This is a genomic window from Arthrobacter sp. K5 (assembly GCF_040448525.1).
Lineage (GTDB): Bacteria > Actinomycetota > Actinomycetes > Actinomycetales > Micrococcaceae > Arthrobacter > Arthrobacter globiformis.
This window is the reverse complement of record NZ_CP159279.1, coordinates 3,676,052-3,697,882: the sequence shown is the minus strand read 5'-3', so window position 1 is coordinate 3,697,882 and position 21,831 is coordinate 3,676,052. Positions and strand designations below refer to the sequence as shown.

The following is a 21,831-nucleotide window of genomic DNA, read 5'->3' as shown; positions in this document are numbered from 1 at the left end:
AGTGACTCAGCTCATCACCGCGGACCTGGTCGAGCTTGACCAGAACCTGGGCAATTCGCCCGAGGACGTGATCCGGCACCTGGCCGGCCGTGTTGCCGCCAACGGACGCGCCAGCGAAGTCGAAGGCCTCTTCACCGATGCCTTCGCCCGCGAGCAGAAGACCGCCACCGGCGTTCCCGGCGGCATCGCCATCCCGCACTGCCGCTCGGCTGCCGTGACCGAACCGACCCTTGCCATGGCACGCCTGTCCCAGCCCGTCGACTTCGGCGCCAAGGACGGTCCCGCCGACCTCATTTTCTTCATCGCTGCACCGGCCGGCGCCGACCAGGAGCACCTGAAGCTGCTGTCCAAGCTTGCCCGCTCGCTCATCAAAAAGGACTTCACCGGCGCGCTCCGCGCGGCCACGTCCCGGGAAGAAATCGTGGAGCTCGTGGACAACGCCCTGGCAGACAAGCCGAAGGCTCCCGCCTCCGAAACCGCGGCCCCCGCTGCTGCCGGCGGCGCCACGGCCGGCGCTGCAACTGCCGGCGCTGCCTCCGGTGGCGCTGCTGCCGGTGGACCGCGGCGCCTCGTCGCCGTCACGGCCTGCCCCACCGGCATCGCGCACACCTACATGGCCGCGGACTCCCTCGTGGCCGCGGCCCAGGAAATGGGCGTGGACCTCCAGGTTGAGACCCAGGGCTCCTCCGGTGCCAAGCCGCTGGACCCGGCAGTCATTGCCGCAGCCGACGCCGTGATCTTCGCGGTGGACGTGGACGTGCGCGGCAAGGAGCGCTTCGCCGGCAAGCCGGTCATCAACGCGCCGGTCAAGCGCGGCATCGACGAACCCGCCAAGATGGTCCAGGAAGCACTCGACGCAGCCAACGACCCGCACGCGCGCCGCGTCCCGCACTTCGGTGCCGAAGAGCAGGCGGAAAAGGAAGCCGCCGAAAAGGGCGAGCACATTGGCCAGAAGCTGAAGAGGGCGCTGCTCACCGGTGTGAGCTACATGATCCCGTTCGTGGCCGGTGGCGGCCTCCTGATCGCTCTGGGCTTCCTGCTGGCCGGGTTCGACATCGCCCTGGGCACCAAGGCCAACGACATCCTGGCCAACAACTCCCTGGTTAACCTTCCCGACGGCAACCTCGCCCTGTACCTCGGAACCGTCTTCTTCAAGATCGGTGCCCTGTCCATGGGCTTCCTGGTTCCCGCCCTCGCCGGCTACATTGCCTACGCGATCGCCGACCGTCCGGGTATTGCACCGGGCTTCGTTGCGGGTGCTGTCTCCGGCTTCATGGGTGCCGGCTTCCTCGGCGGCATCGTCGGCGGCCTGCTCGCCGGCTACATCGCCCACCTGATCGGAACATGGTCAGTGCCCCGCTGGCTCCGTGGCCTGATGCCCGTCGTCATCATTCCGTTGCTGGCCTCCATCATCGCCTCCGGCGCGATGTTCCTGTTCCTCGGTGGACCGATTGCCGGCATCACCGTCGGGCTGAACACCTGGCTCTCGGGCATGTCCGGCGCGTCCGCCGTCGTTCTGGGCATCATCCTCGGCCTCATGATGTGCTTCGACCTCGGCGGCCCCGTCAACAAGGTGGCCTACGCCTTCGCCGTCGCCGGCCTCGGCGCCGGCAGCGCCACCAACCAGGCACCCTGGCAGATCATGGCCACCGTGATGGCCGCCGGCATGGTACCGCCGCTGGCGATGGCCCTGGCCACCGTCCTGGACAAGAAGCTCTTCAGCCTCGCCGAGCGCGAAAACGGCAAGGCCGCCTGGCTGCTGGGTGCCTCCTTCATCTCCGAGGGTGCCATTCCGTTCGCTGCGGCGGACCCGCTGCGCGTCATCCCGGCGAGCATGGTCGGCGGCGCTGTCACCGGCGCGCTCACCATGGCCTTCGGCGTCACGTCACAGGCACCCCACGGCGGCATCTTCGTGTTCTTCGCCATCGGCAACGTGCTGATGTTCATCGTGTCCATCCTGGCCGGAACCGTGGTCACGGCGCTCATCGTGGTGGCCCTCAAACGCTGGGCTGCCCGCAAGGCCGTTGATACGGTGGAGAACGTCCCCGTAACTGTCTGACCGCGCTGTCCTTCAGCACCCAAACCCACACTGCAAATGCAAGGAGCAGAAATGTCCGAACGTACCGCAACAGTCGCCAGCCGCGTAGGCCTGCACGCCCGTCCCGCCGCCATCTTCGCTGAGGCAGCAGGCGAGTTTGACCTCGACATCACCATTGCCCGCGAAGGGGAGCCTGCCGACGAGGCCATGGACGCAGCCAGCATCCTTTCCCTCATGAGCCTTGGCGCATCGCACGGCGACGTTGTGGTGCTGCGGGCCGACGGTGATGGCGCCGACGCCGCCCTCGAGCGCCTGGTCCAGATCCTGGAAACGGATCACGACGCCGAGTAGGCACCGCGCGCTTTACGGCCGGCCTTCGCAGCAGCTTCCGTCAGGGGACTGCCGCGAAGGCCGGCCGTTGCCGTTTCCGGATGGTTATTGCCCCGGGTGCATGGGCGGGGCCCGTCATCGCACCTGATCAGCGGGCGATTGCCCGTCAGTAAGCAAACTTAGTAGTTTCTTGTTTTTGATTCTTCGCCGCACTAGCTTGGAACTGTGGCCAGCCATTCGATTGACCCCGGGACTGCCGGGCTGAAGGAGGATGACAGAGTGGAAACCTTGCAGGAAAGCGTGGACGTCGAGGTACCAGTCAGCACGGCCTACAACCAGTGGACACAGTTCGAATCGTTTCCCCGTTTCATGAAGGGCGTCGAGTCCGTGGAGCAGATCGACGAGACCTCCCTCCATTTCCGTACCAGCGTGGCGGGCGTCAGGCGCGAATACGACGCACAGATCCTGGAACAGACGCCGGACCGGTGCATCGCCTGGGTCAGCAAGGACAAACCCCGCAACGCCGGCCGAGTCACGTTCGAGGACTTGGGCGAGGACCTCTGCCGCGTGAACGTGGAACTCGCATGGGAGCCCGAGAGCCTGCTGGAAAGGGCCGGTGCCGCCGCCCACGTTGATGAGCAGCAAGTGTCCTCCGACCTGGTGCGGTTCAAGGAATTCATCGAAGCCCGGGGCATCGAGACGGGCGCCTGGCGTGCCGCGGTGGACCGGGGCGAAGTAGACAGTCCGGGAGCCCACTGACCTGATCCACCCGATCGTTCCTTACGGCCTGTCGTCCCATCACGGAGGTAGCAATGCCAGGGAAGAAGAACCCCAGCGTGAAAGATCCAAAACTCTACGAAGAGCTCCGCGACGAGGGGGCCTCGAAGCAGAAGGCTGCGCGCGTCTCCAATGCGGCAGCCAACAAGGGACGCTCCGAGGTGAGCCGCAAAGGCGGCAAGTCCGGGAACTATGAGGACTGGACCGTGGATCAGCTCAAGGCCAAAGCCAGGGAAATCGGCCTCAAAGGATATTCAGGCAAGAAAAAGAGCGAGCTCGTCTCCGCGCTCAGGAATTCCTAAGCGGGTGCACATGCAGCCGCGCCGCGGGGCGCCCGCCCATTCAGGCGCCCTTACGCGCGGTCTTCGCCGTGGACTTGGCAGCGGTACTGGTCTTCGAGGCAGCGCCGGTTTTGGAGCCGGCGCCGGTCTTGGAGGCGGTGCTTGCCGCCGACGCTGTGCCGGTTTTCGACGCTGCGCTGGTCTTGGCAGCGGTACTGGTCTTGGACGCGGCACTCGTCTTGGCGGCGCCGGCAGTCTTGCTGCGGGTCCTGGCGGTACCGCTCTTGGCGGTTTCGGCGTCGGAATCCTCCGCCTCCTTTTTGGCGGTGCTGCTCCGGCTGCTGCTGCGGCCGCTGCGCTTGGCCGGACCGGAGGGTTCGTCCTCGGACGACTCGTCTTCAGAGGTCTCCTGTGCGGCCGGCCCTCCACCGCGCTTCTTGTCGAGGCTGCGTTTCAGGGCCTCCATCAGGTCGATCACTTCCCCCTTGCCACCCTCGGCCTCGGCACCGAACGTCTCTTCGGTGTCCAGCGCGTCGCCCTTTTCCAGCTTCGCCTCGATAAGCTGCCGGAGCTGGGCCTGGTAGTCGTCGGTGAACTGCGCGGGCTCGAAGTCGGAGGCCATGGACTCCACCAGCGCGGCGGACATCTCCCGTTCCTGCGCGGAGATGCGGATGGACGTGTCCAGGGCAGGGAACGAGGCGTCCCGGACTTCATCCGCCCACAGCAGCGCCTGCAGCATCAGGACGTCGTCCCGGATCCGCAAAGCACCCAGCCGGGTCTTGTCCCGCAGCGCGAACTGCACCACGGCCACCCGCTCAGTGTCCTCCAGTGCCCTGCGCAGCAGCATGTAGGCCTTGGGCGACTTGGAATCCGGCTCCAGGTAGTAGCTCTTCTCGAACATGATGGGGTCGAGCTGTTCGGAGGGGACGAACTGCACCACTTCGATTTCATGGCTGTTCTCCGCGGGAATGGACTTGAGCTCCTCTTTGGTGAGGATCACCGTCCGGCCGTCGTCCTCGTAGGCCTTTTCAATGTCGGAGTAGTCGACGATCTCGCTGCAGACCTCACAGCGGCGCTGGTAGCGGATGCGGCCGCCATCGGCGTTGTGCACCTGATGGAGGCTGATGTCGTGGTCCTCGGTGGCGCTGTAGACCTTCACCGGGACGTTGACCAGCCCGAACGCGATGGCACCTTTCCAGATGGCTCTCATGGGACAAGTCAACAGCACACAACGCCGGAGGTGAAGCCCCATGGCCGGCGGTAAGGAACGTGTGCGCGTCGGCGGCCGCGAATTGACCCTGACCAACCTCGACAAAGTGATGTATCCCGCCACCGGCACCACCAAGGCGGACGTCATCGCCTATTACGCCGCTGTGGCCCCGGTGCTGATCCCCGCCGCCAGAAACCGACCGGCAACCCGCAAAAGGTGGGTGCATGGGGTAGGAACCGAAGCGCAGCCCGGCGAGATGTTTTTCCAGAAGAACCTGGACGACTCTGCCCCGGGCTGGGTGCCCCGCGCCGCCATCACGCACAAGTCCAATACCAACTACTATCCACTGGTTAATGATCCGGCCACCCTCACCTGGCTGGCGCAGATCGCCTCGCTGGAAATCCACGTGCCGCAATGGACGGTGGACTCCCACGGCAGTGCCCTGCCGCCCGACCGGCTCGTCCTGGACCTCGATCCCGGGGAAGGCGCGGGACTGCCCGAATGCGTGGAGGTGGCCAAGCTGGCCCGGACCATCCTGCAGGACGTGGGACTTGAGCCGGTTCCGGTCACCAGCGGCAGCAAGGGGATCCACCTGTACGCGGTCCTGAAAGGTACCCAGACCTCGGACGAGGTGTCAGCTTTCGCCCGTGAACTGGCGCGGGCGCTGGAGGCCGACCACCCGGACCTTGCGGTCAGTGACATGAAGAAGACCCTCAGGACGGGAAAGGTCCTGGTGGACTGGAGCCAGAACAACGCGGCGAAGACCACCATCGTTCCTTATTCGCTCCGCGGGCGCCTGCACCCCACCGTGGCGGCTCCGCGGACCTGGCGTGAGTTGAGCTCGCCGTCGCTCAGGCACCTGGACTATGAGGAAGTCATGCGCCGGGTGGCAGCCGGCAAGGACCCCTTCGCCCCGGTCAGTGCGGGCACCGGCCACCCCGGCCCCGCCCACGCTGCCCACGCCGTCACCATCCATGCATCCCCCGAGCCTCCAAAAACGGCGGGATCGCGCGGCGGCGGGCACGCGGATCCCCGGCTGACCAAGTACCGGTCCCTGCGCGACCAAGGCAAGACGCCCGAGCCGTTCACCGCGGAAGAGCACCACGCGGCAAAAGCCAACGGCCTACCGGGGCAGGCGGGCAAGGAGATCTTCGTCATCCAGGAACACCACGCCAGCCGGCTCCACTATGACTTCCGGCTGGAGCACGAGGGCGTGCTTGTCTCCTGGGCGCTGCCAAAGGGCGTGCCGGAGTCAGGGGACAAAAACCATCTGGCGGTACAGACCGAAGACCACCCCATGGACTACGCCGATTTTGAAGGCGACATCCCCAAGGGCGAGTACGGTGCGGGCAGTGTGAGCATCTGGGACAAGGGCGTCTACGAGCTCGAAAAATGGGTCAACGGCAAGGAAGTAATCGCCACGCTGACGGGCCGTGAGGGCGGCGGGCTGGGCGGCAGCAGGAGGTTCGCCCTGATCCACACGGGAAAGGGCCAGGGCGAGGAGTCACAATGGCTCATCCACCTGATGGACAGGGTTTCAGGGGCACGGAAATCGCCTGGTAGCACCAAGGTACCGGCTGGCGCCAAAGAACCGGCGGGACCGGCCCGCACGGCGGCTTCCAGGACGGCAGCACCCCGAAGGGATACCCTCCAGGAGGACCCGGCCCCCATGCTGGCCTCGGCGGGCACCCCGGCGGACCTGCACGGCAGCGACTGGCTCTTCGAACTCAAATGGGACGGGATCCGTGCGCTCGTGGTGGCGGACGGCGACCGCATCCGGCTCCTGAGCCGCAACGGCAACGACATGTCGGCCAGCTATCCCGAATTCACGGACCGGAGCTGCTGGCCACCGCAGGACTTCATCGCGGACGGCGAGATTATCGCCGTCGGGCCTTCCGGCACGCCCGACTTCGGGCTCCTGCAGGGAAGGATGAAACTGACCAGGCCGGGCGACGTGAAACGTGCCCGTGCCGCCATCCCGGTCCGGATGATGCTCTTTGACCTGCTCGCCGACGGCGGCGACGATCTGCGCAGGCTTTCCCTGCGGAAACGGCGGGAACGCCTCGCTGACTTTTTCAAGCCCGCGGACTGCCCGGTGGAACTCTCGGAGACCCTGGACGACAGGGTGGAACACATCCTGGAGAGCGCCCGCGAGCTCGGCCTGGAAGGCGTGATGGCCAAGCGGGCGGACAGCCGCTACGTCAGCGGGCAGCGGACCCACACGTGGATCAAGCTCAAGATCGAGAAGACCCAGGAAGTGGTGGTGGGCGGCTGGCGCGCCGGCAGGGGCGACAGGTCCAACACCGTGGGCTCCCTCCTGGTCGGCATTCCGGAGGGCAAAGCGCTGCGGTATGTGGGCCGCGTGGGAAGCGGTTTCAGCATGCGTGAACTGGAGGAACTGCGGAAAAAGATGGAGGGGCTGGCCCGGAAGACGTCGCCGTTCGATGACGTTCCCTCGGCGGACGCGGCAGACGCGCGCTGGGTGAACCCCGCCCTGGTGGGTGAGGTGACCTTCGGTGAATGGACCGGAAGCGGCAAGCTCCGCCATCCGGTGTGGCGCGGCTGGCGGCTGGACAAGGAACCGGCGGAGGTCGTGATGGAATCCCCGCAACCGTGATGGCACAGCCCTGCCAGCCACACAGAACAGCCTGGCGGCGCCCGATATTGGGCGCTGCCAGGCTGACTGGTGTTTTTCAGCTGGTCAGGACGAGTGCGGCATCTGCGGGCGGCTGGTCCGGTGGATTGCCGTCACAGCGGCACCCTGTCCAAGGCGGCCGGGGCTTGCGCCGTGTTCCTTGGGGTGGCGCCGTTTGCCGTTGCCGTCCGGCCACTGCTTCGCCCCACCCATTGCCGTGGTCACGGCCAAGGTCTCGGGAGTGGGCAGCGGCGGCGTGTCCATCGATTCCGCCAGATGCGCAGCGACATCCGGCTTGATGCTGCTTCCGTTGTGGGAGTCGGCCATTTGTTCTTCCTTTCCGCGATGAAATGGAATGTCCCCATATGAGATCCGTGATTCCGCCGGTACCGGATGGCAAGGAAGCCCTGCTCCAGCGAAGAAGCAGTGCGAAGCCAGAAAACCTGAACAGGCGGAGTTGATTGCGGCGGCGAATGCCAGAGCCGGCACTACTCAAAGATCAGTGTTCCCATGGGTCCACCTTAGGCAGAATCACGCTGTCCGGGAAGAGACTTCTTTAGTCGTCGGCCCCGGTCCGGAAGGATCCTTCCCAGACCGCCCTGGACCCTGATTCCCCGATCAGCGCCACGGCAGTTACTGCGCCGCCGCAGAGCACCAAGGCGACCACCACGGCGACAATCCCCGCGATGCGGGACCCGGCGGCACCCATTCGCCTCCGCATCCCCTCTGCCTGCGTGGTGCCGTAGCGGAACCACAGCCACTGGGCCAGGGCCACGAGGAACACGCCCACCACCCACGGCAGGAGCGTCCCGGCAAGCTGCATATGGGCATTGATCCGCGGGGTGGGATCAACGCGGTCCAGGAGCCACGCGCCGGCAGCGGCGGTGACCGGCACCAGGACCAGCGCCAACAGGCCAATAAGCGGCGTAACGATTCCCAAACGCCGTCGGGCCGCGGGCCAGAGAAGGCTGAGCAGCGTGCAAAGGGCCGCCAACGGAACGAAGACCACCGTTGCGTGGACGAGCAACACATGCATCGGCAGACCGCTGATCTCGTAGTCCATGGCGAACACCCTGTCTGGAAGTGATGAACTGTCTGGAAGTTATGACCTAACCAATCAGACGAGCACCGCGGTTGAACGGTTCAATCAGCACCCGTCCGTTGCTCATTTCCCTTGCCGGCAGGCCCGGAATCGGCACAAAATCGGGCCCGTACAGCCCTGTTCCAGAAAAAGGTTTGATAACGATCGCCGGCGATGCGGAAAATCCGCGGAATGGCGGGGCCAGATCGGCCAAAACAAATCTGACTTTCGGTCAGTTCCACCCCCCGAAACCGGGCGATCATACGGCACCCAACTCTCGATTTCCATGGAAATCCCGTAAAATTGAAGGCCTGCCCGGAGCGGGGCAGCTATAAGTCGCAAGCAAATGACCTCCACAGGAGTTGCCCAAATGCCCACAGACCGAAGCACGACCGACTCTTCAGCAGGCGCCAGGAACGCCAGCGGAACCAACCAGGCCGCACCCCAGGGTGCGAAGAAACCAAAGCTGCTCGCGCGGCGCCGGCTCAAGGTATCCGACGTTAACGTCGTCGACCAGCCCATGCTCAAGAAGGCCCTCGGCGGCACGATCGTGGGCAACACCATGGAGTGGTACGACGTCGGCGTGTTCGGCTACCTCATCACCACCATGGGGCCTGTGTTCCTGCCGGAAGCCGACAAGAGCGTGCAGACGCTGTTCCTCCTGGGCACGTTCGCTGCCACCTTCATCGCGCGCCCGCTCGGCGGCGTCGTGTTCGGCTGGCTGGGCGATAAGGTCGGCCGGCAAAAGGTCCTCGCGGCCACGCTGATGCTGATGGCGGCGAGCACCTTCGCCGTCGGCCTGCTGCCCGGCTACGCGCAGATCGGCATGTGGGCAGCCGCCCTCCTGGTGGTGCTCAAGCTCGTGCAGGGCTTCTCCACCGGCGGCGAATACGCCGGCGCCACCACCTTTGTCAGCGAGTACTCCCCTGACAAGCGCCGCGGCTTCTTCGCCAGCTTCCTGGACATGGGCAGCTACCTCGGCTTCGCCCTGGGCGCCGCGCTGGTGTCTGTGCTGCAGCTGACCCTGGGCCAGGCCGCCATGGAGGACTGGGGCTGGCGCCTGCCCTTCCTGATCGCGGGTCCCCTGGGCCTCATCGCCGTGTACTTCCGGAGCAAGATTGAGGAGTCGCCCCAGTTCCAGGCCACCCTGGACGCCCAGGAGGAACTCGCCAAGGATGCTGCCGCCGGTGATGAGGCTGCCGCAAAGGGGCCCATCGGCATCGTCAAGGCTTACTGGCGCTCGATCATCGTGGCCATGATCCTCGTGGCAGCGGCCAACACCGCCGGCTACGCGCTGACGTCCTACATGCCCACCTACCTCACCGAGTCCAAGGGTTACGACCCCGTCCACGGCACGCTGCTCACCATCCCTGTGCTCGTGGTCATGAGCCTCTGCATTCCACTGACCGGCAAGCTCTCTGACCGCATCGGCCGCCGCCCGGTTCTCTGGATCGGTGCCGTCAGCACCGTGGTCCTGGCCGCCCCGGCGTTCATGCTGATCGGCATCGGCAGCATCTGGTCAACCCTGGCCGGCCTGTCGCTGATCGCGTTCCCCGTGACTTTCTACGTTGCGAACCTCGCCTCCGCGCTGCCGGCGCAGTTCCCCACTGCCAGCCGTTACGGCGCCATGGGCATTGCCTACAACTTCTCTGTGGCAATCTTCGGCGGCACCACGCCGTTCATCGTGGATGCCCTCATCAACGCCACCGGCAACGACATGATGCCTGCCTACTACCTGATGGCCACCTCGGCTGTTGGTGCCGCAGCCATCTACTTCCTCAAGGAATCCGCCCAGCGCCCGCTGCCCGGCTCCATGCCCAGCGTGGACACCGCGGCGGAGGCCCGTGAACTGGTGGCCACCCAGGACGAGAACCCGCTGATCGATCTCGACGAACTGCCGTTCGACGCCATCGACGAACTCGACCGGGACCTGGACAAGGACCTCGACGACGAACTCAACAAGGTGCCCGCCCGCGCCTGATGCAGGCTGTTGGCACTGAAAGCTGACGCGACTGAAGGCCCGTCCGGGCCACCCTCTCCAAGGGGCATACCGGGCGGGCCTTCGCGCTGCCATCTCGACAGCGCTGACCCAGTTGCCGCCTGTTGAACCGCCCCTGTTGCCTGCCTCACTTTGTGACGCAGCCCGCGGTGAGATCTTTGCGGCGGTGTTACCTTCGTAGGGTGAAAGGGGTCGTGCCGGTGCAGTCTGTAGTGCACCACCTGCGGCAGCTCCACAGCCTGGGCCCCGCCAACAACGACCACCTCTCCGCATGGCGTGTGGCCATCAGCGTGGCCGTCCCCTCCCTCGTCCTTTTGCTCGCCGGCCGGCCGGAGCTCACCATTTACGCCGTGTTCGGAGCGCTTACCGGCATGTACGGCCGCTCGGAGCCGCACCAGCTCCGGCTCAAGCACCAGCTCCAGGCGGCGCTGGTCCTGCTCTCGGGCGTGACCGTGGGCGTGTTCCTTTCGGTCAACGGCCTGCATTCATGGTGGCTCGTTGGCATCGAAGCCCTTCTGGCCGGCGTAGGATCCGTCTATTCGGACAAGGTCCATCTCCGGCCCAACGGCCCCTTCTTCGGGATCCTTGCCCTGGGCGCCTGCGCATCCGTTCCCACCGCCGTACCTTGGTACGTTGCGCTGCTCATCGCTGCCGCGGCCGCCGCTTTCTCCCTGCTCGTGGGATTCGGCGGCTGGGTCCGGGGCAGGGCATGGCGCCGCGGCGCAGCGCGGCCGTCCGCCCGGCTGCGGGGAGCACTGCGCCGCCGGACAGCCCTGCACGCTGCCCGCTATGTGCTGGCCGTCGGCGCCGCCGGTGCCATCGGCGTCCTGACCGGAAGCGGCCACCCGCATTGGGCGATGGCTGCGGCGGCGGTTCCCCTCGCCGGCGCGGACCTGCCCAGCAGCGTCCACCGCGGCATCCACAGGATCATGGGGACGTTCCTCGGGCTGGTGCTGGTCGCCGTCGTACTTCTGCCTGGGCCATGCGCCCCACTGCACTTCTTCCCGGGCGCGGAGGCTGCGATGCTGGCGCTGCTGGTGATCGTCTTCCAGTTCGGCACCGAGCTGTTCATGACCCGGCACTACGGGCTGGCGATGGTCTGGTTCACTCCGGTAATCCTGCTGATGACGCAGCTTGCGGCGCCGGCGGACCCGCAGGTGCTCATCGTCGAACGCGCCGTCGAAACCGTGGTGGGGGCCGGCACCGGAATCCTCGTGGTGCTCCTTATCCGCTCGCGGCGGAACCGACGCCAGGCTCCTGCGGCCGGCGCGGCGGCCCGGCCGTAAACCTGTCCGGCACCACGCGGACGACGGCGGCCAGCACTTTGTAGCGCTTGGTCGGGATGGAAACAGCCTTTCCGCGCTCATTGTCCGCCAGCGCTTCGCGGACCACGCGCCCCGGCCGCAGCCACGTCCAGCCCGGGGACACGGACTTGTCCATCCCCATCCGGTCATGGAACTCGGTGTGGACAAATCCGGGGCAGACGGCGGTCACCTTAACGCCGCGGGGTGAGTAGGCAAGGTTCGCCCAGCGGCTGAAGCTGAGCAGCCAGGCCTTCGCCGCCGAGTAGGAACCGCGGGGAAGGAAAGCCGCCACACTGGCCACGTTGATGATCCGGCCGGAACCGCGGGCCAGCATGCCCTGCAGGGCGGCGTGGCTGAGCTCCATGGCCGTCTGCACATGGAGCTTCAGGTGCTTCCGCTCGTCCTCGATCGGGTTCTCGTCGAAGTTGTGCAGCAGCCCGATTCCGGCGTTGTTCACCAGCACGTCCACCGGCCGTGACGGGTCGGAAAGGCGTCCGACGACGGCGGCCACGCCGCCGTCGTCGGTCAGGTCCGCGGTCAGCACCTCCGCCGTGGTTCCGTACCGCCGCCGCAGCTCGTCCGCTGTGGCCTGCAGCCGTGCCGTATCGCGCGCCACGAGCACCAGGTTGTTTCCCTTTTCGGCGAGCTGGCGGGCAAATTCGGCGCCAAGTCCCGCGGTGGCGCCGGTGACGAGGGCTGTGGGTCTGGCGGTATTGGGCGTCATGCCACCAGCCTAGCCCCGCAGCACCGATGAATCAGCCGTGCCTGACGGCGGAGTTCAGGCGAATGTGGCCAGCGGATTCGCGAGCCGTCCCGCCTTCTGCAGGCCCCCGGACGGGTCAGCCAGGTCCAGCATCTGCTGGTTGTTGCGCAGCTGCAGCCGGTTCAGGCAGGACAGTTCGAAGTCCGGGGCGAACAGATCGTGGCGGGCAAACTGGTCCGCGAGTTCCGGGTGCTCCGCCTGGTAGCCGCGAACCGCTGCGGCCGCTGTGCGCCAGAACTCCTCGCCGCCGAGCACGCCATCCTCCTCCAGGAGGGCGGCGAGGAAGCGGAAGATGCAGTCGAACACGTCGGTGAAGATGGATAGGACCTTGTCGCCGTCGGGAATGTCCACCTTGATCCGGGACACCGCTTCGGGCAGGTCAAGCCTGTCCCCCATCACCACGATCTCCTCGGCGATGTCCTTCATGACGGCGCGGACCGGCACGCCGTTCTCGAGGACCAGGATCACGTTCTCGCCATGGGGCATGAAGGCCAGCTCGTAGCGGTACAGGCAGTGCACCAGCGGGACGAGGTACGCCTCGAAGTACTGCCGCAGCCACGCGCCCGGCTCCATCCCGGACTGCTCGATCAGCGCGGACACCATGGGCTTGCCCGCGGCGTCGACGTGCAGGAGGGAGGCCATGGTGGCCAGCTGCTGGCCGTCCTTGAGCAGCGGCAACGGACTTTCCCGCCACAGCGCGGAGAGCATCTTCCGGTACGGCGACTCCTTCGCAGCAGCTGCCTCGTAGTAGCCGTTGTGGTAGCCGATGGCCGCCACTTCACGGATCATGGCAAGCCCCCGGCCCTGGAGTGCCTCGTCACCGGCGATCAGGTCCTGGAGCCAGTCGTTGATCGCCGGCGTTGCCTTCATGTACTGCGGTGACAGCCCGCGCATGAACCCCATGTTGAGCACGGACATGGCTGTTTTGACGTACGTTTTCCCCGGCGCGGTGGTATTGAAGAACGTGCGGATGGACTGCTGGGCCTGGTACCTGTCAGCCCCGATTCCGAGGTGGACAATGTGCCGCTGGGCGATTTCGGCGGCAAACGTGACCGTCAGCTTGTTCTCCCACTGCCACGGATGCACCGGCATCAGGAAGTACTGGGCAGGGTCCGGGCCAAGGGCGCCGAGTTCGGCGTCAAAGAAGGCCAGGGTGCCTGCCCCCAGTTCCGCTTCCAGGTGCGCGGCGTAGTCCAGCCCTTCGCTGGATGTGAAGACCGCCTTGCTGCGGTGCACCGCGATCCATTCCAGCTGCACCGGGGCTGCTGCCTCCGGGGCAAAGGCACGGTAGTCACCGATTCCGAACCCCAGCCGCCCGTTGTTGGCGACAAAGCACGGGTGCCCCTCGGTCATGCTGCGTTCAATCGTCTGGAAGTCCGTGGCTGCGTCCGCCCCGCGGGTCACGCCGGCTGCCAGTTCGGCCGACGACGGCTGGCCCATCCACTGCTTGAACGCATGGCTGGAGAGGGTGCTGCTGATCTCCTCGAGGTAAATGGGCAGCATTTCCTGGCGGATGCCCAAGGTTCCGGAGAGTTCAGTAATGAAGCGCAGCGCATCCAGCGGGGCGTCCTGGCCGTCGCGGCTGCAGGTAATCGAAGCCGCGTCGACGGACCAGTGGTCCATCTGCAGGATCCGGGCGGAGAAGCGGTATTCAACGGTGCCGTCGTCACTGCGGACCCGGTACCCGCCGTCGCCGTTTCCGGTCGGTTCCGGGACGAGGATCCGCTCGTGCGAGAACTCGGCGAGCGCTTTGCGGATCAGGTGCCGGTTGGCAGCGGCCCAGCGTTCCGGCGTGAGGTGGGGAGCCGCATTGCCGGCGGTCAGGACAGATTCAAATTCAAGGGTGGTCACAGTGATGCTTCCTGCGTTGATTGGCGTGTCGGGGTCAAGGAACGGGCGGCACGCGCAGCGTGGAATGACTCGCGCGTACAAAAGCTCAGGAGTGCCTGCTTGTCCGGCAGGGTCACCTCGCCGGCAGGCTCAAAGCCCAGCCGGGCGTTGAGGACGTGGATCTTCGTGTTGCGGGCGTCGGGCTCCACCACCACGCGCTCCACACCGGGTTTTTGGAAGAGCCGGTCCAGGACCGACTCCATGACGTCGGCAGTGAACCCCGGACGCGGCATTCCCTGCGGCGGGGCGACCAGCAGGTGCATGCCGATATCACCCGGCTGGACGGCGTAGACGCTGCTGAGCGGCGACAATGCCGGCAGGTACTCCTCCATCAGGAAGGCCGGGACGCCGTCGTCGATCCCCAGCAGCGCGTGGTGGTGTCCGCTGGACTGGATCTTGGAATATTCCTCCACCACGTCCTCGACTGACGCGTTCAGCATCCCCCAGAAGGAGGCGTACGGGCGGGTGACCCAGCTGTGGAGGAGCGGTGCGTCGGCTGCTGCGTCAAGGCAGCGGAAGGCGAAGCTCATGCGGGCACCTCCGCGTCCGCAGCCAGTCCGGCGGCGTCCGCCGGCGCAAGCACGGCGGGCGCTCCGAACTCCTGGAAGGCAATGCTGCGCTCCACCGGATAGACCTCGCGGCCCAGGATGTCCCGGAGGATGCAGGAGTTCCGGTAGGCGGCCATGCCGAGGTCCGGCGTGACGAAGCCGTGGGTGTGGAGTTCGGCGTTCTGCACGAAGATTTCGCCGGGTTCGACGCCGGTGCTGTAGTTGCGCTGGACGGCGAACCTTCCGGCGCTGTCGCGGGCAATGCGGTCCTGCACGCCGGCAAGGAACGCCGGCTCGCGGTAGGCGTATCCGGTGGCAAGCACCACGGCTTCGGTGTCCAGCGAATAGTCCGCGCCCTGCTCCCCGTGGGACAGCTCCAGGGTGTGGGACCCGGTGGAGGCGTTCCAGTCCGCACCGGTCACGGTGGAATGCGTGAGCAGCCGGGTGTCCACCATGCCGGAGAGGCTCTTGGTGTACAGGAGGTCGTAGATGGCATCGATGAGCTCGGAGTTGATGCCCTTGTACAGGTTTTTCTGGCTCTTGATGAGGCCGTCGCGCTGTTCCTGCGGGAGCCCGTGGAAGTAGTCCACGTACTCCGGCGACGTCATTTCCAGGGTGAGCTTGGTGTACTCCAGCGGGAAGAACCTTCCCGAGCGAGTGACCCAGTTGAGCTGGTACCCGTGCACGTCGATGTCCTGAAGCAGCTCGTAGTAGATCTCCGCCGCGCTCTGTCCGCTGCCGACGATGGTGATGCTCCGCCGCTGCTGGAGTTCGCTTTTCCGCGCCAGGTATTCCGCGTTGTGGAGGACCGGTCCCCCGGCAGCCAGAATGCCGCGGCATGCTTCGGGAACATAGGGCGATGTTCCGGTGCCGAGCACCAGCCGGCGCGCACGAAGCACCTCCGGCCCGGCCGGGCCGTCCACCGAAAGTGTGTACACGCCGCCGTCGTACGTCACGTCGGTGACGTCCGCGCCGAACCGGACCGACGGCAGTTGGCCGGCCACCCACTGGCAGTACTGGTTGTACTCGGCCCGCAGCGGGTAGAAGTTTTCGCGGATGTAGAAGCGGTAGAGCCGGCCGGTCTGCTTGAGGAAGTTCAGGAAGGAGTACGGTGATGTCGGATCCGCCAGGGTCACGAGATCCGCCATGAACGGCACCTGCAGGTGGGCCGGCTCCAGCATCATGCCGGGGTGCCAGTCGAAGGATTCCCGCCGTTCCAGGAACACGCCGTCCAGGCCCTCGATCGGTTGGCTCAGCGCGGCGAGCCCAAGGTTGAAGGGCCCGACACCGATGCCGGCGAAATCGTAAACGTGGCCTGCGCCTGAGGTACTGAAAGATGCCGTGCTCATGCGTGTGCCTCCGTCCGTGCGGCCGAGCCGGCAGCGAGCAGGCTCTCGCCCGAGCTTCGAAGCAGGGCAATGATCTCGCCGATATCCTCGAGCGTTGCCTCGGCGTTGAGGAGCGTGAATTTCAGGTAGTGCCGGCTGGCGACCTTGGTGCCGGCCACGACGGCCTGGCCGGACGCGAACACGGCCGAGCGGATCGCCGGATTCAGCTCATCGGCCGCGTCCTCGGATAGCCGCGTCCCGTCCGCCGTGAGCGGCCGGTACCGGAAGACCAGCGTGCTCAGCTGCGGCTCGGCCGCCAGCTCGAAGTCGTCGTCCGCTGCGAGAACGGAGCCCACACGGGCCGCCAGGTCGATCGCCTCGTCGAGCAGCGCACCCACGGCATCGGCGCCCATGATGCGGAGCGTCAGCCACAGCTTGAGGGCGTCGAACCGGCGAGTGGTCTGGATGCTCTTGTCCACCTGGTTCGGGATCTCGGCGCGGGCCGCGGTTTCCGGGTTCAGGTAGTCGGCGTAGTAGGTGACATGGCGCAGCATTGCGCCCTCACGCACCAGCAGCGCGCTGGAACTGACGGGCTGGAAGAACGTCTTGTGGAAGTCCACCGTGACGGAGTCCGCCAGCCTGATGCCTTCCAGGAGATGGCGGTGGCGGTTGGAAACCATGAGTCCGCCGCCGTAGGCAGCGTCAACGTGGAACCATGCACCGTAGGCTCCGGCGAGGGCGGCCAGTTCCGCCAGCGGATCCACGGCGCCGAAGTCCGTGGTCCCGGCCGTACCCACAACCGCCATGGGAACCAGGCCGTCGTTGTGGGCCGTGGCCAGGGCGGTGGCCAGGGCGGCCGGATCCATGCGGTGGTCGGGCGAACAGGCGACGGACACGACGGCGTCGAACCCCAGTCCCAGCATGGACGCCGACTTCTGGATGCTGAAGTGGCTGTCCACCGAAGTGAAGATCCGCAGCTTCTCCAGCAGCAGCGGCAGACGCAGCCCCTCGTTGGCCGGATCCTGCCGCAGCCGGGCCACCGCGTGGTTGCGGGCAATGAGCAGCGCCTGCAGGTTGGACTGGCTGCCGCCGGACGTGAACACGCCGTCGGCGGTGCTTCCCAGGCCGAGCCGCTCGGCGGTCCAGTCGATGAGGCGGCGCTCGATCATTGTGGCGCCTGCGCTCTGGTCCCACGTGTCCAGCGACGAATTCACGGCCGACAGCACTGCCTCGCCCACGAGGGCGGGAATGACCACCGGGCAGTTCAGGTGCGCGGCGTACTTTGCGTCATGGAAGTACACGGCGTCGCGCAGGTAGGTGTGCTGCAGCTCCTCGAGGGCTGCCGCCGTGTCCGGCAGCGGCCGCTCCAGGTCCACTGCCTCGACGCGGCGCTTCATCTCGGCCGGGCCGACGCCGGTGAACGGCTTCGAGGTGCGCTCGAGTTTGGTGGCCACGGCGTTGACGCCCTGCAGCACCTGGGCCACGTAGCGCGGCGCATTCCGGGCGTTGAACAGCTGGTTGCTGGCCGCGAGCGCGAGTTCCACGCCGGACCCGAAATCCAGGCCGGAAGTGCCTTGGGCAGACGTGTGTTGGGCATGCGGGCCAGTTCCGGCATCGAAGTCCACGCGTGGTTCCTCCACGTCGGGCAGCAGCGTCATAAGTCATCCTTTTTTCGGCGTGATATGCACCAGGCACCAGCAACGGGCACCAAGCAAGGCAAGCCTTACTTAGGACAGCCTTTTAGTCAAACTTATGTGATGTATTTCTGGGAACCGCGAAGATCCGCGGTTTTTTCCCCGTTTTTCGAGGTCATTGACTTTCGCCGCCCAGCCGAATCGCACATAATGCCCGCCTGGCGGGCGGGACGCCCTCCCGGGACACGATGGGACGGGCGGAGTAGAGTTTCTGCACGAGGCGCCGACCGCAGCAGGAAGCAGGGGGAACATGTCCGGCTACGAGCAGGATCCGATAAATTTTCGGGAAGTGGATTCGCAGGGCAATCCCACCGCATACGGGCCCGGCGCCGGGCAGCCCGGAATGCAACGGAGCCGGCTGTCCGTGAACCCATTCATCGTTGCGCTGTGGGTGATCGAGGCGATCCTGCTGGTGTCACCATTCGGAGTCTTCACACTGGCCCAGGAGTCATTGAACTCCGGTACCCAGCCGCAGGTCATGCCCGTGAGCTACATGTGGATCACGTTCGCGCCGCAGATGCTTTTCGCCGGCCTCGCTGGATTCCTCGGCCTGCTTTTCTGGCACGCAGCGCAATGGCAACGCAACCGCGCCACGCAGCCCCCGCCGTCGTAATCCCACCCAGCGCGAACGCACACTTAAGCCCCACGGCGCGGGCGCGCCTACCCGGCGGCGGCCTCGCTTGCGACCGGGTCCGCCGGAGCGGCGCCCGGGCGGGACGGGCGAAGGCGGCGCCGCCTGAGTTCCTCACTGACCTGGACATACCAGAAGCGGGCGCCGAAGGCAGGGCTGGGCGTGTCCAAATGCCGGTACAGCCCGTCCGCCAGCCGGGCCAGCTCCGCGTCCGGCACCGCAGCGAGGGTTGCAGCCGGGTCCACGGCTCCGTCCAGGCGTCCCTCCAGGTGGCGGCGCAGCTCCTCATCCGTCATGGCACGGTCGCTCATCGCCGGATCAGTCAAGATTTCGTCAGTCATCGCACCGCACCCCCGGGACCAGGCAGGTGGGCACACGGAGGCCGGAAGTGACGTGCCAGGGGTGTTCGACCCGCACCGGCACCACGCAGTTGTGATTCAAAGAGATCCCCAAGAGAGAGTCCAAAGGCCAACTGCATAGCCTTGCCCGATCGTACGGAAATGCCCCGCAGCTCACAAGTGCCGCGGGGACGCAGGTACGGCGGGGACGCTGCCGGCTTGGGACGTGCGTCAGGTACCGAGAAGCTTGGGTGCGGCCGCCTCAGGCCAGTCGATGCACTGCGTGTACACCTCGTGTTTGCGCAGGTAGCGGGCGGTAAACGGGCAATGCGGAATGATCCGCTTACCCGACGCCACAACATCGTCGAGGGCAAAGTGGATGAGCACCTTGGCCAGGCCGTGGCCCTGGAACTGCTCGGACGTCTGGGTGTGGATGAAATCCACGTGCCCAGGCTTGTCTTCGAACCTGACCTCCACCGCCAGCTTTCCCCCCACGTGCAGTTCGTAGCGGTGGAGCTCATCGTTCCGGAACGTGGTGACGTCCGGGGTGAAATGGTCCTCGGTGGCTGCCGTGTTCTCCGTCATGGTTCGACATTGGCACTTAATGCCTGTGCTGGCAATGGTCGAGTGCCGCGGGCGGGAACGCGCCCCAGCAGCAGCACAGCCATCGCAAAGCAGGCGGCACCGCCGCCAAGGAGTCCCAGCGTCAGGCCGTTGACGGCGGCGTCAGCCACCGGGACAAAAACGACAACGACGGCGGTCACCACGGCGGCCGGTGCCCGGCCGCGTGAGTGCATGGCCGGCGTCGGCCGTTCCTCAAGCCGCCCGAACAGGAGAACCGCGGGCAGCAGGAGGAGGACCACGCCGAAGAAAACGAGCGGGCGGGACCACCACCATCCGGCGGTACCCGAGGCGGGCTTGGGAAAGTCGGTCAGCAGGAGCAGCCCGGTCATGGCGGCCAGCAGCGGCAGGTGCCAGAGATAGACCGTCATGGCATGGCGGCCCGCAACAGCCACCACTGCACGGATCCACCGCACGGCGGCGAGTGCGCTCAGCAGGGGTCGGGTGAGCTGCAGCACCGCCGCCTGCGAAACGCCCAGCAGGACCAGGCTGAGGTTGGGCGGATTCAGGTTCACCAGCATGTTGTCCCGGCACAGGCCCAGCACCACCAGGACAACCATCACCAGGTTGCAGGCTGCGATCAGCCCCACCAGCTGCGAGCCCCTCCACCGGTCCAGCCAGCCGTCGGCCATGAAGAACCCGAGTTGCTGCACGGCGCACCAGACGAACACCATGTTGATGTAAGCGAACGACGGGAAAGCGCCGCGGAAGCAGTCCACCGTCACCACTAGCGCCACCAGTCCCAGGAGCGTCAGCCACGGGGCACGCCGGTGCAGCCGCACCAGGAGCGGAATGTTCAGCTGGGCCGCCAGATAGGCAGCGAGGAACCACAGCGGCATCCCGGCTCCACTGGCCAGCAGCTGCACCACCTGCGGATCCACACCGGCCAGCAGCGCACCCCACAGGCCAACAAACATTGCCGCCAGCAGGGCCGCCGCCGGGCGGACCAGGCGCAGCAGCCGGGACTGGACGAACTCAAGGCCGCTGCCGCCGCGTGCCTGCATGCGCCGCCAGGATTGAATCCCGGTGATGCCCCCGGCCACAAAAAACAGCGGCATCACCATGAAGACCCAAATGACCGGCTCGAACCAGTCCTGCTCGGCCAGGGTGTTTTCGGTGGTGACGGTGCCGTCGGGATGCAGTACCGGGCTGGTCATCATGCAGTGCCCCACCACCACAAGGGCGAGGCAAACGAAGCGCGCGAGATCGATGGCCAGGTCGCGGGCGGTCCCGGCCATGTCCTTTCCTGCCGCTGGCTCCGTGGAATTCTTCATGGCGCCCCACTGGAACTCGCTTACGTCGTTGTGGTTTCCATTGTGCGCCAACTTCCCCCACATGTGGCGGCATGGAGTCCTTGTCCACTTATTGGCCCCTAAGGCCCCCGAACTCGCGAGACGTGTACAAAACTCCCGCGGGACGCGCTCAGTAGCTGCCGGAGCGCACCGGCATGACACTGGCAGAGCCCGCCAGGTCCGGGGCCTCCCGGGCCACGGCCTCCTCGACGTGCTCAAGCGCCGCCGGCGCCAGCCCGTCATACAGGCGGACCAGGACCTCGCGCGCTTCGGTGCGTGGCCAGGCCTCCGGCAGCAGTTCGGCAGGAAGGTCCGGGTCGCTCCAAGGGAATGCCCGCCAGGCATCCATCAGCTCGGTCCGCACCCGCAGGGCCTCCGCCGGCGTCACAGTCCCGGCGTCGAGGCGCTCCAGCCACGGGGCAAACCTGTCGATGAAGGGCTGATACTGCGCCCTGAACTCCTGCGGCGACCAGGCATCGATGAACCTCTTGCCGCGGAGAGTTGAATCGGCGGTTCGAAATATGGCGAAATCGTCAACGCCGAAGGCCTTGCATGTGCTTTCGAGTTCCTCCGAGTGGTCCTGGGGCGAGACCCACACCGCCCCGAACAGCGGCGCAAAGCCGCGCCACCGCAGCCGCGACCGGAACAGTTCGCGGACATCCCGTGACGTCTCAGGGATGGAAAATGCGATAACCGTCCAGCTGCCGTCCCAGGGACGCGACTGCTCACCGAACACCGAAACCTGCGCCAGTCCGGAGCGCACACGCTTTCGCGCACCCTCGGTGATGCGGTAGCGGGACGACCGGCCGGCGCTTGACTGCTCCAGCACACCCCGGGAGGCGAGGCGGCTGAGGGCCGTGGCCGACGCTGAAGCCGTGATGCCCAGATCCGCTGCCAGCGCACCGATCAGCCGGGAAGGCAGCCACGCATCGCTGTTGACCCAGTAGTCAACCAGCAACGTCATCAGCTGGTGCTGGCTCGAGGGCCCCTTCAACGGCCGCGGAAAATCAATGGCCATGTCCGGATCCATGCCGGGGCCGGGGACACGAAGCTTGCTCATCACGCCTCCAT

21 protein-coding genes are annotated in these 21,831 nt (G+C 66.3%); 8 read left to right on the top strand and 13 right to left on the bottom strand.

Annotated features, from left to right (window positions below; all coding sequences use genetic code 11):
* Position 1 precedes the first annotated feature (1 nt).
* From ABRP34_RS16795 to ABRP34_RS16780, 4 genes are all read left to right on the top strand, one after another.
* Complete coding sequence (locus ABRP34_RS16795) at positions 2–2,059, top strand: fructose-specific PTS transporter subunit EIIC (protein ID WP_353711064.1); 2,058 nt, start codon at positions 2–4, stop codon at positions 2,057–2,059.
* A gap of 51 nt (positions 2,060–2,110) precedes the next feature.
* The gene (locus tag ABRP34_RS16790; protein ID WP_003799274.1) at positions 2,111–2,389 is read left to right on the top strand and encodes an HPr family phosphocarrier protein; all 279 of its coding nucleotides are present in this window, start codon (positions 2,111–2,113) and stop codon (positions 2,387–2,389) included.
* A gap of 258 nt (positions 2,390–2,647) precedes the next feature.
* Positions 2,648–3,127 (top strand): SRPBCC family protein, encoded by a 480-nt coding sequence (locus tag ABRP34_RS16785; protein ID WP_353711063.1) that lies wholly within the window; start codon positions 2,648–2,650, stop codon positions 3,125–3,127.
* Between the two features lie 53 nt (positions 3,128–3,180).
* Positions 3,181–3,447, top strand: a complete 267-nt coding sequence (locus ABRP34_RS16780; RefSeq protein ID WP_353711062.1) for a Rho termination factor N-terminal domain-containing protein — start codon at positions 3,181–3,183, stop codon at positions 3,445–3,447.
* Positions 3,448–3,487: 40 nt separating this feature from the next.
* Here ABRP34_RS16780 and ABRP34_RS16775 read toward each other — a convergent pair whose 3' ends face one another.
* Positions 3,488–4,636 (bottom strand): Ku protein, encoded by a 1,149-nt coding sequence (locus ABRP34_RS16775; RefSeq protein ID WP_353711061.1) that lies wholly within the window; start codon positions 4,634–4,636, stop codon positions 3,488–3,490.
* 40 nt (positions 4,637–4,676) lie between these two features.
* On the opposite strand from ABRP34_RS16775, the gene ABRP34_RS16770 reads away from it, so the two are divergent.
* Positions 4,677–7,253 carry an ATP-dependent DNA ligase gene (locus ABRP34_RS16770; RefSeq protein ID WP_353711060.1) on the top strand — a complete coding sequence of 859 codons (2,577 nt, stop codon included), beginning with the start codon at positions 4,677–4,679 and terminating at the stop codon, positions 7,251–7,253.
* Between the two features lie 84 nt (positions 7,254–7,337).
* On the opposite strand, the gene ABRP34_RS16765 is transcribed toward ABRP34_RS16770, so the two are convergent.
* The 3 genes from ABRP34_RS16765 to ABRP34_RS16755 form a co-directional block, all read right to left on the bottom strand.
* Positions 7,338–7,598, bottom strand: a complete 261-nt coding sequence (locus ABRP34_RS16765) for a hypothetical protein (RefSeq protein ID WP_307099294.1) — start codon at positions 7,596–7,598, stop codon at positions 7,338–7,340.
* A gap of 229 nt (positions 7,599–7,827) precedes the next feature.
* On the bottom strand, positions 7,828–8,334 hold the full coding sequence (locus ABRP34_RS16760; protein WP_003799286.1) for a DUF2231 domain-containing protein: 507 nt from the start codon (positions 8,332–8,334) through the stop codon (positions 7,828–7,830).
* Between the two features lie 46 nt (positions 8,335–8,380).
* Positions 8,381–8,566, bottom strand: a complete 186-nt coding sequence (locus ABRP34_RS16755) for a hypothetical protein (RefSeq protein ID WP_139023247.1) — start codon at positions 8,564–8,566, stop codon at positions 8,381–8,383.
* 156 nt (positions 8,567–8,722) lie between these two features.
* Between ABRP34_RS16755 and ABRP34_RS16750 the strand changes: the two genes are divergently transcribed.
* On the top strand, positions 8,723–10,333 hold the full coding sequence (locus ABRP34_RS16750; RefSeq protein WP_353711059.1) for an MFS transporter: 1,611 nt from the start codon (positions 8,723–8,725) through the stop codon (positions 10,331–10,333).
* Between the two features lie 218 nt (positions 10,334–10,551).
* A complete protein-coding gene (locus tag ABRP34_RS16745) occupies positions 10,552–11,637 on the top strand; it encodes an FUSC family protein (RefSeq protein ID WP_353711058.1) in 1,086 nt (361 codons plus the stop codon).
* Here ABRP34_RS16745 and ABRP34_RS16740 read toward each other — a convergent pair.
* From ABRP34_RS16740 to ABRP34_RS16720, 5 genes are read right to left on the bottom strand one after another with little or no spacing between them, the layout of a single operon-like run.
* Complete coding sequence (locus ABRP34_RS16740; protein ID WP_353711057.1) at positions 11,576–12,379, bottom strand: SDR family oxidoreductase; 804 nt, start codon at positions 12,377–12,379, stop codon at positions 11,576–11,578. The two genes, ABRP34_RS16745 and ABRP34_RS16740, sit on opposite strands and share 62 nt — an antisense overlap.
* A gap of 54 nt (positions 12,380–12,433) precedes the next feature.
* On the bottom strand, positions 12,434–14,269 hold the full coding sequence (locus ABRP34_RS16735; RefSeq protein ID WP_353711056.1) for an IucA/IucC family siderophore biosynthesis protein: 1,836 nt from the start codon (positions 14,267–14,269) through the stop codon (positions 12,434–12,436).
* Complete coding sequence (locus ABRP34_RS16730; protein WP_353711055.1) at positions 14,266–14,838, bottom strand: GNAT family N-acetyltransferase; 573 nt, start codon at positions 14,836–14,838, stop codon at positions 14,266–14,268. Before ABRP34_RS16730 ends, ABRP34_RS16735 begins: the two co-directional genes overlap by 4 nt.
* Positions 14,835–16,205, bottom strand: coding sequence for a lysine N(6)-hydroxylase/L-ornithine N(5)-oxygenase family protein (locus ABRP34_RS16725; RefSeq protein ID WP_353711054.1), 1,371 nt, complete (start codon positions 16,203–16,205; stop codon positions 14,835–14,837). Before ABRP34_RS16725 ends, ABRP34_RS16730 begins: the two co-directional genes overlap by 4 nt.
* A complete protein-coding gene (locus ABRP34_RS16720) occupies positions 16,202–17,842 on the bottom strand; it encodes a pyridoxal-dependent decarboxylase (protein ID WP_353711053.1) in 1,641 nt (546 codons plus the stop codon). Before ABRP34_RS16720 ends, ABRP34_RS16725 begins: the two co-directional genes overlap by 4 nt.
* A gap of 400 nt (positions 17,843–18,242) precedes the next feature.
* Here ABRP34_RS16720 and ABRP34_RS16715 point away from each other — a divergent pair, with 400 nt between their 5' ends.
* On the top strand, positions 18,243–18,491 hold the full coding sequence (locus ABRP34_RS16715; protein ID WP_353711052.1) for a hypothetical protein: 249 nt from the start codon (positions 18,243–18,245) through the stop codon (positions 18,489–18,491).
* A 47-nt stretch (positions 18,492–18,538) separates the two neighbouring features.
* Here ABRP34_RS16715 and ABRP34_RS16710 read toward each other — a convergent pair whose 3' ends face one another.
* The 4 genes from ABRP34_RS16710 to ABRP34_RS16695 form a co-directional block, all read right to left on the bottom strand.
* On the bottom strand, positions 18,539–18,850 hold the full coding sequence (locus ABRP34_RS16710; protein WP_353711051.1) for a hypothetical protein: 312 nt from the start codon (positions 18,848–18,850) through the stop codon (positions 18,539–18,541).
* Between the two features lie 228 nt (positions 18,851–19,078).
* On the bottom strand, positions 19,079–19,432 hold the full coding sequence (locus tag ABRP34_RS16705) for a GNAT family N-acetyltransferase (protein WP_003799312.1): 354 nt from the start codon (positions 19,430–19,432) through the stop codon (positions 19,079–19,081).
* A complete protein-coding gene (locus tag ABRP34_RS16700) occupies positions 19,429–20,742 on the bottom strand; it encodes an acyltransferase (RefSeq protein WP_353711050.1) in 1,314 nt (437 codons plus the stop codon). The genes ABRP34_RS16705 and ABRP34_RS16700 overlap by 4 nt, the downstream gene beginning before the upstream one ends.
* 148 nt (positions 20,743–20,890) lie before the next feature.
* A complete protein-coding gene (locus ABRP34_RS16695; RefSeq protein WP_353711049.1) occupies positions 20,891–21,820 on the bottom strand; it encodes a PaaX family transcriptional regulator C-terminal domain-containing protein in 930 nt (309 codons plus the stop codon).
* Positions 21,821–21,831: the final 11 nt, after the last annotated feature.

Coding starts and splice junctions, on each gene's coding strand:
- ABRP34_RS16705 (WP_003799312.1), bottom strand. CDS start 19,432: ATGACGGAGAACACGGCAGCCACCGAGGACCATTTCACCCCGGACGTC.
- ABRP34_RS16730 (WP_353711055.1), bottom strand. CDS start 14,838: ATGAGCTTCGCCTTCCGCTGCCTTGACGCAGCAGCCGACGCACCGCTC.
- ABRP34_RS16750 (WP_353711059.1), top strand. CDS start 8,723: ATGCCCACAGACCGAAGCACGACCGACTCTTCAGCAGGCGCCAGGAAC.
- ABRP34_RS16760 (WP_003799286.1), bottom strand. CDS start 8,334: ATGGACTACGAGATCAGCGGTCTGCCGATGCATGTGTTGCTCGTCCAC.
- ABRP34_RS16725 (WP_353711054.1), bottom strand. CDS start 16,205: ATGAGCACGGCATCTTTCAGTACCTCAGGCGCAGGCCACGTTTACGAT.
- ABRP34_RS16770 (WP_353711060.1), top strand. CDS start 4,677: ATGGCCGGCGGTAAGGAACGTGTGCGCGTCGGCGGCCGCGAATTGACC.
- ABRP34_RS16780 (WP_353711062.1), top strand. CDS start 3,181: ATGCCAGGGAAGAAGAACCCCAGCGTGAAAGATCCAAAACTCTACGAA.
- ABRP34_RS16740 (WP_353711057.1), bottom strand. CDS start 12,379: ATGACGCCCAATACCGCCAGACCCACAGCCCTCGTCACCGGCGCCACC.
- ABRP34_RS16775 (WP_353711061.1), bottom strand. CDS start 4,636: ATGAGAGCCATCTGGAAAGGTGCCATCGCGTTCGGGCTGGTCAACGTC.
- ABRP34_RS16695 (WP_353711049.1), bottom strand. CDS start 21,820: ATGAGCAAGCTTCGTGTCCCCGGCCCCGGCATGGATCCGGACATGGCC.
- ABRP34_RS16720 (WP_353711053.1), bottom strand. CDS start 17,842: ATGACGCTGCTGCCCGACGTGGAGGAACCACGCGTGGACTTCGATGCC.
- ABRP34_RS16765 (WP_307099294.1), bottom strand. CDS start 7,598: ATGGCCGACTCCCACAACGGAAGCAGCATCAAGCCGGATGTCGCTGCG.
- ABRP34_RS16790 (WP_003799274.1), top strand. CDS start 2,111: ATGTCCGAACGTACCGCAACAGTCGCCAGCCGCGTAGGCCTGCACGCC.
- ABRP34_RS16700 (WP_353711050.1), bottom strand. CDS start 20,742: ATGAAGAATTCCACGGAGCCAGCGGCAGGAAAGGACATGGCCGGGACC.
- ABRP34_RS16710 (WP_353711051.1), bottom strand. CDS start 18,850: ATGACTGACGAAATCTTGACTGATCCGGCGATGAGCGACCGTGCCATG.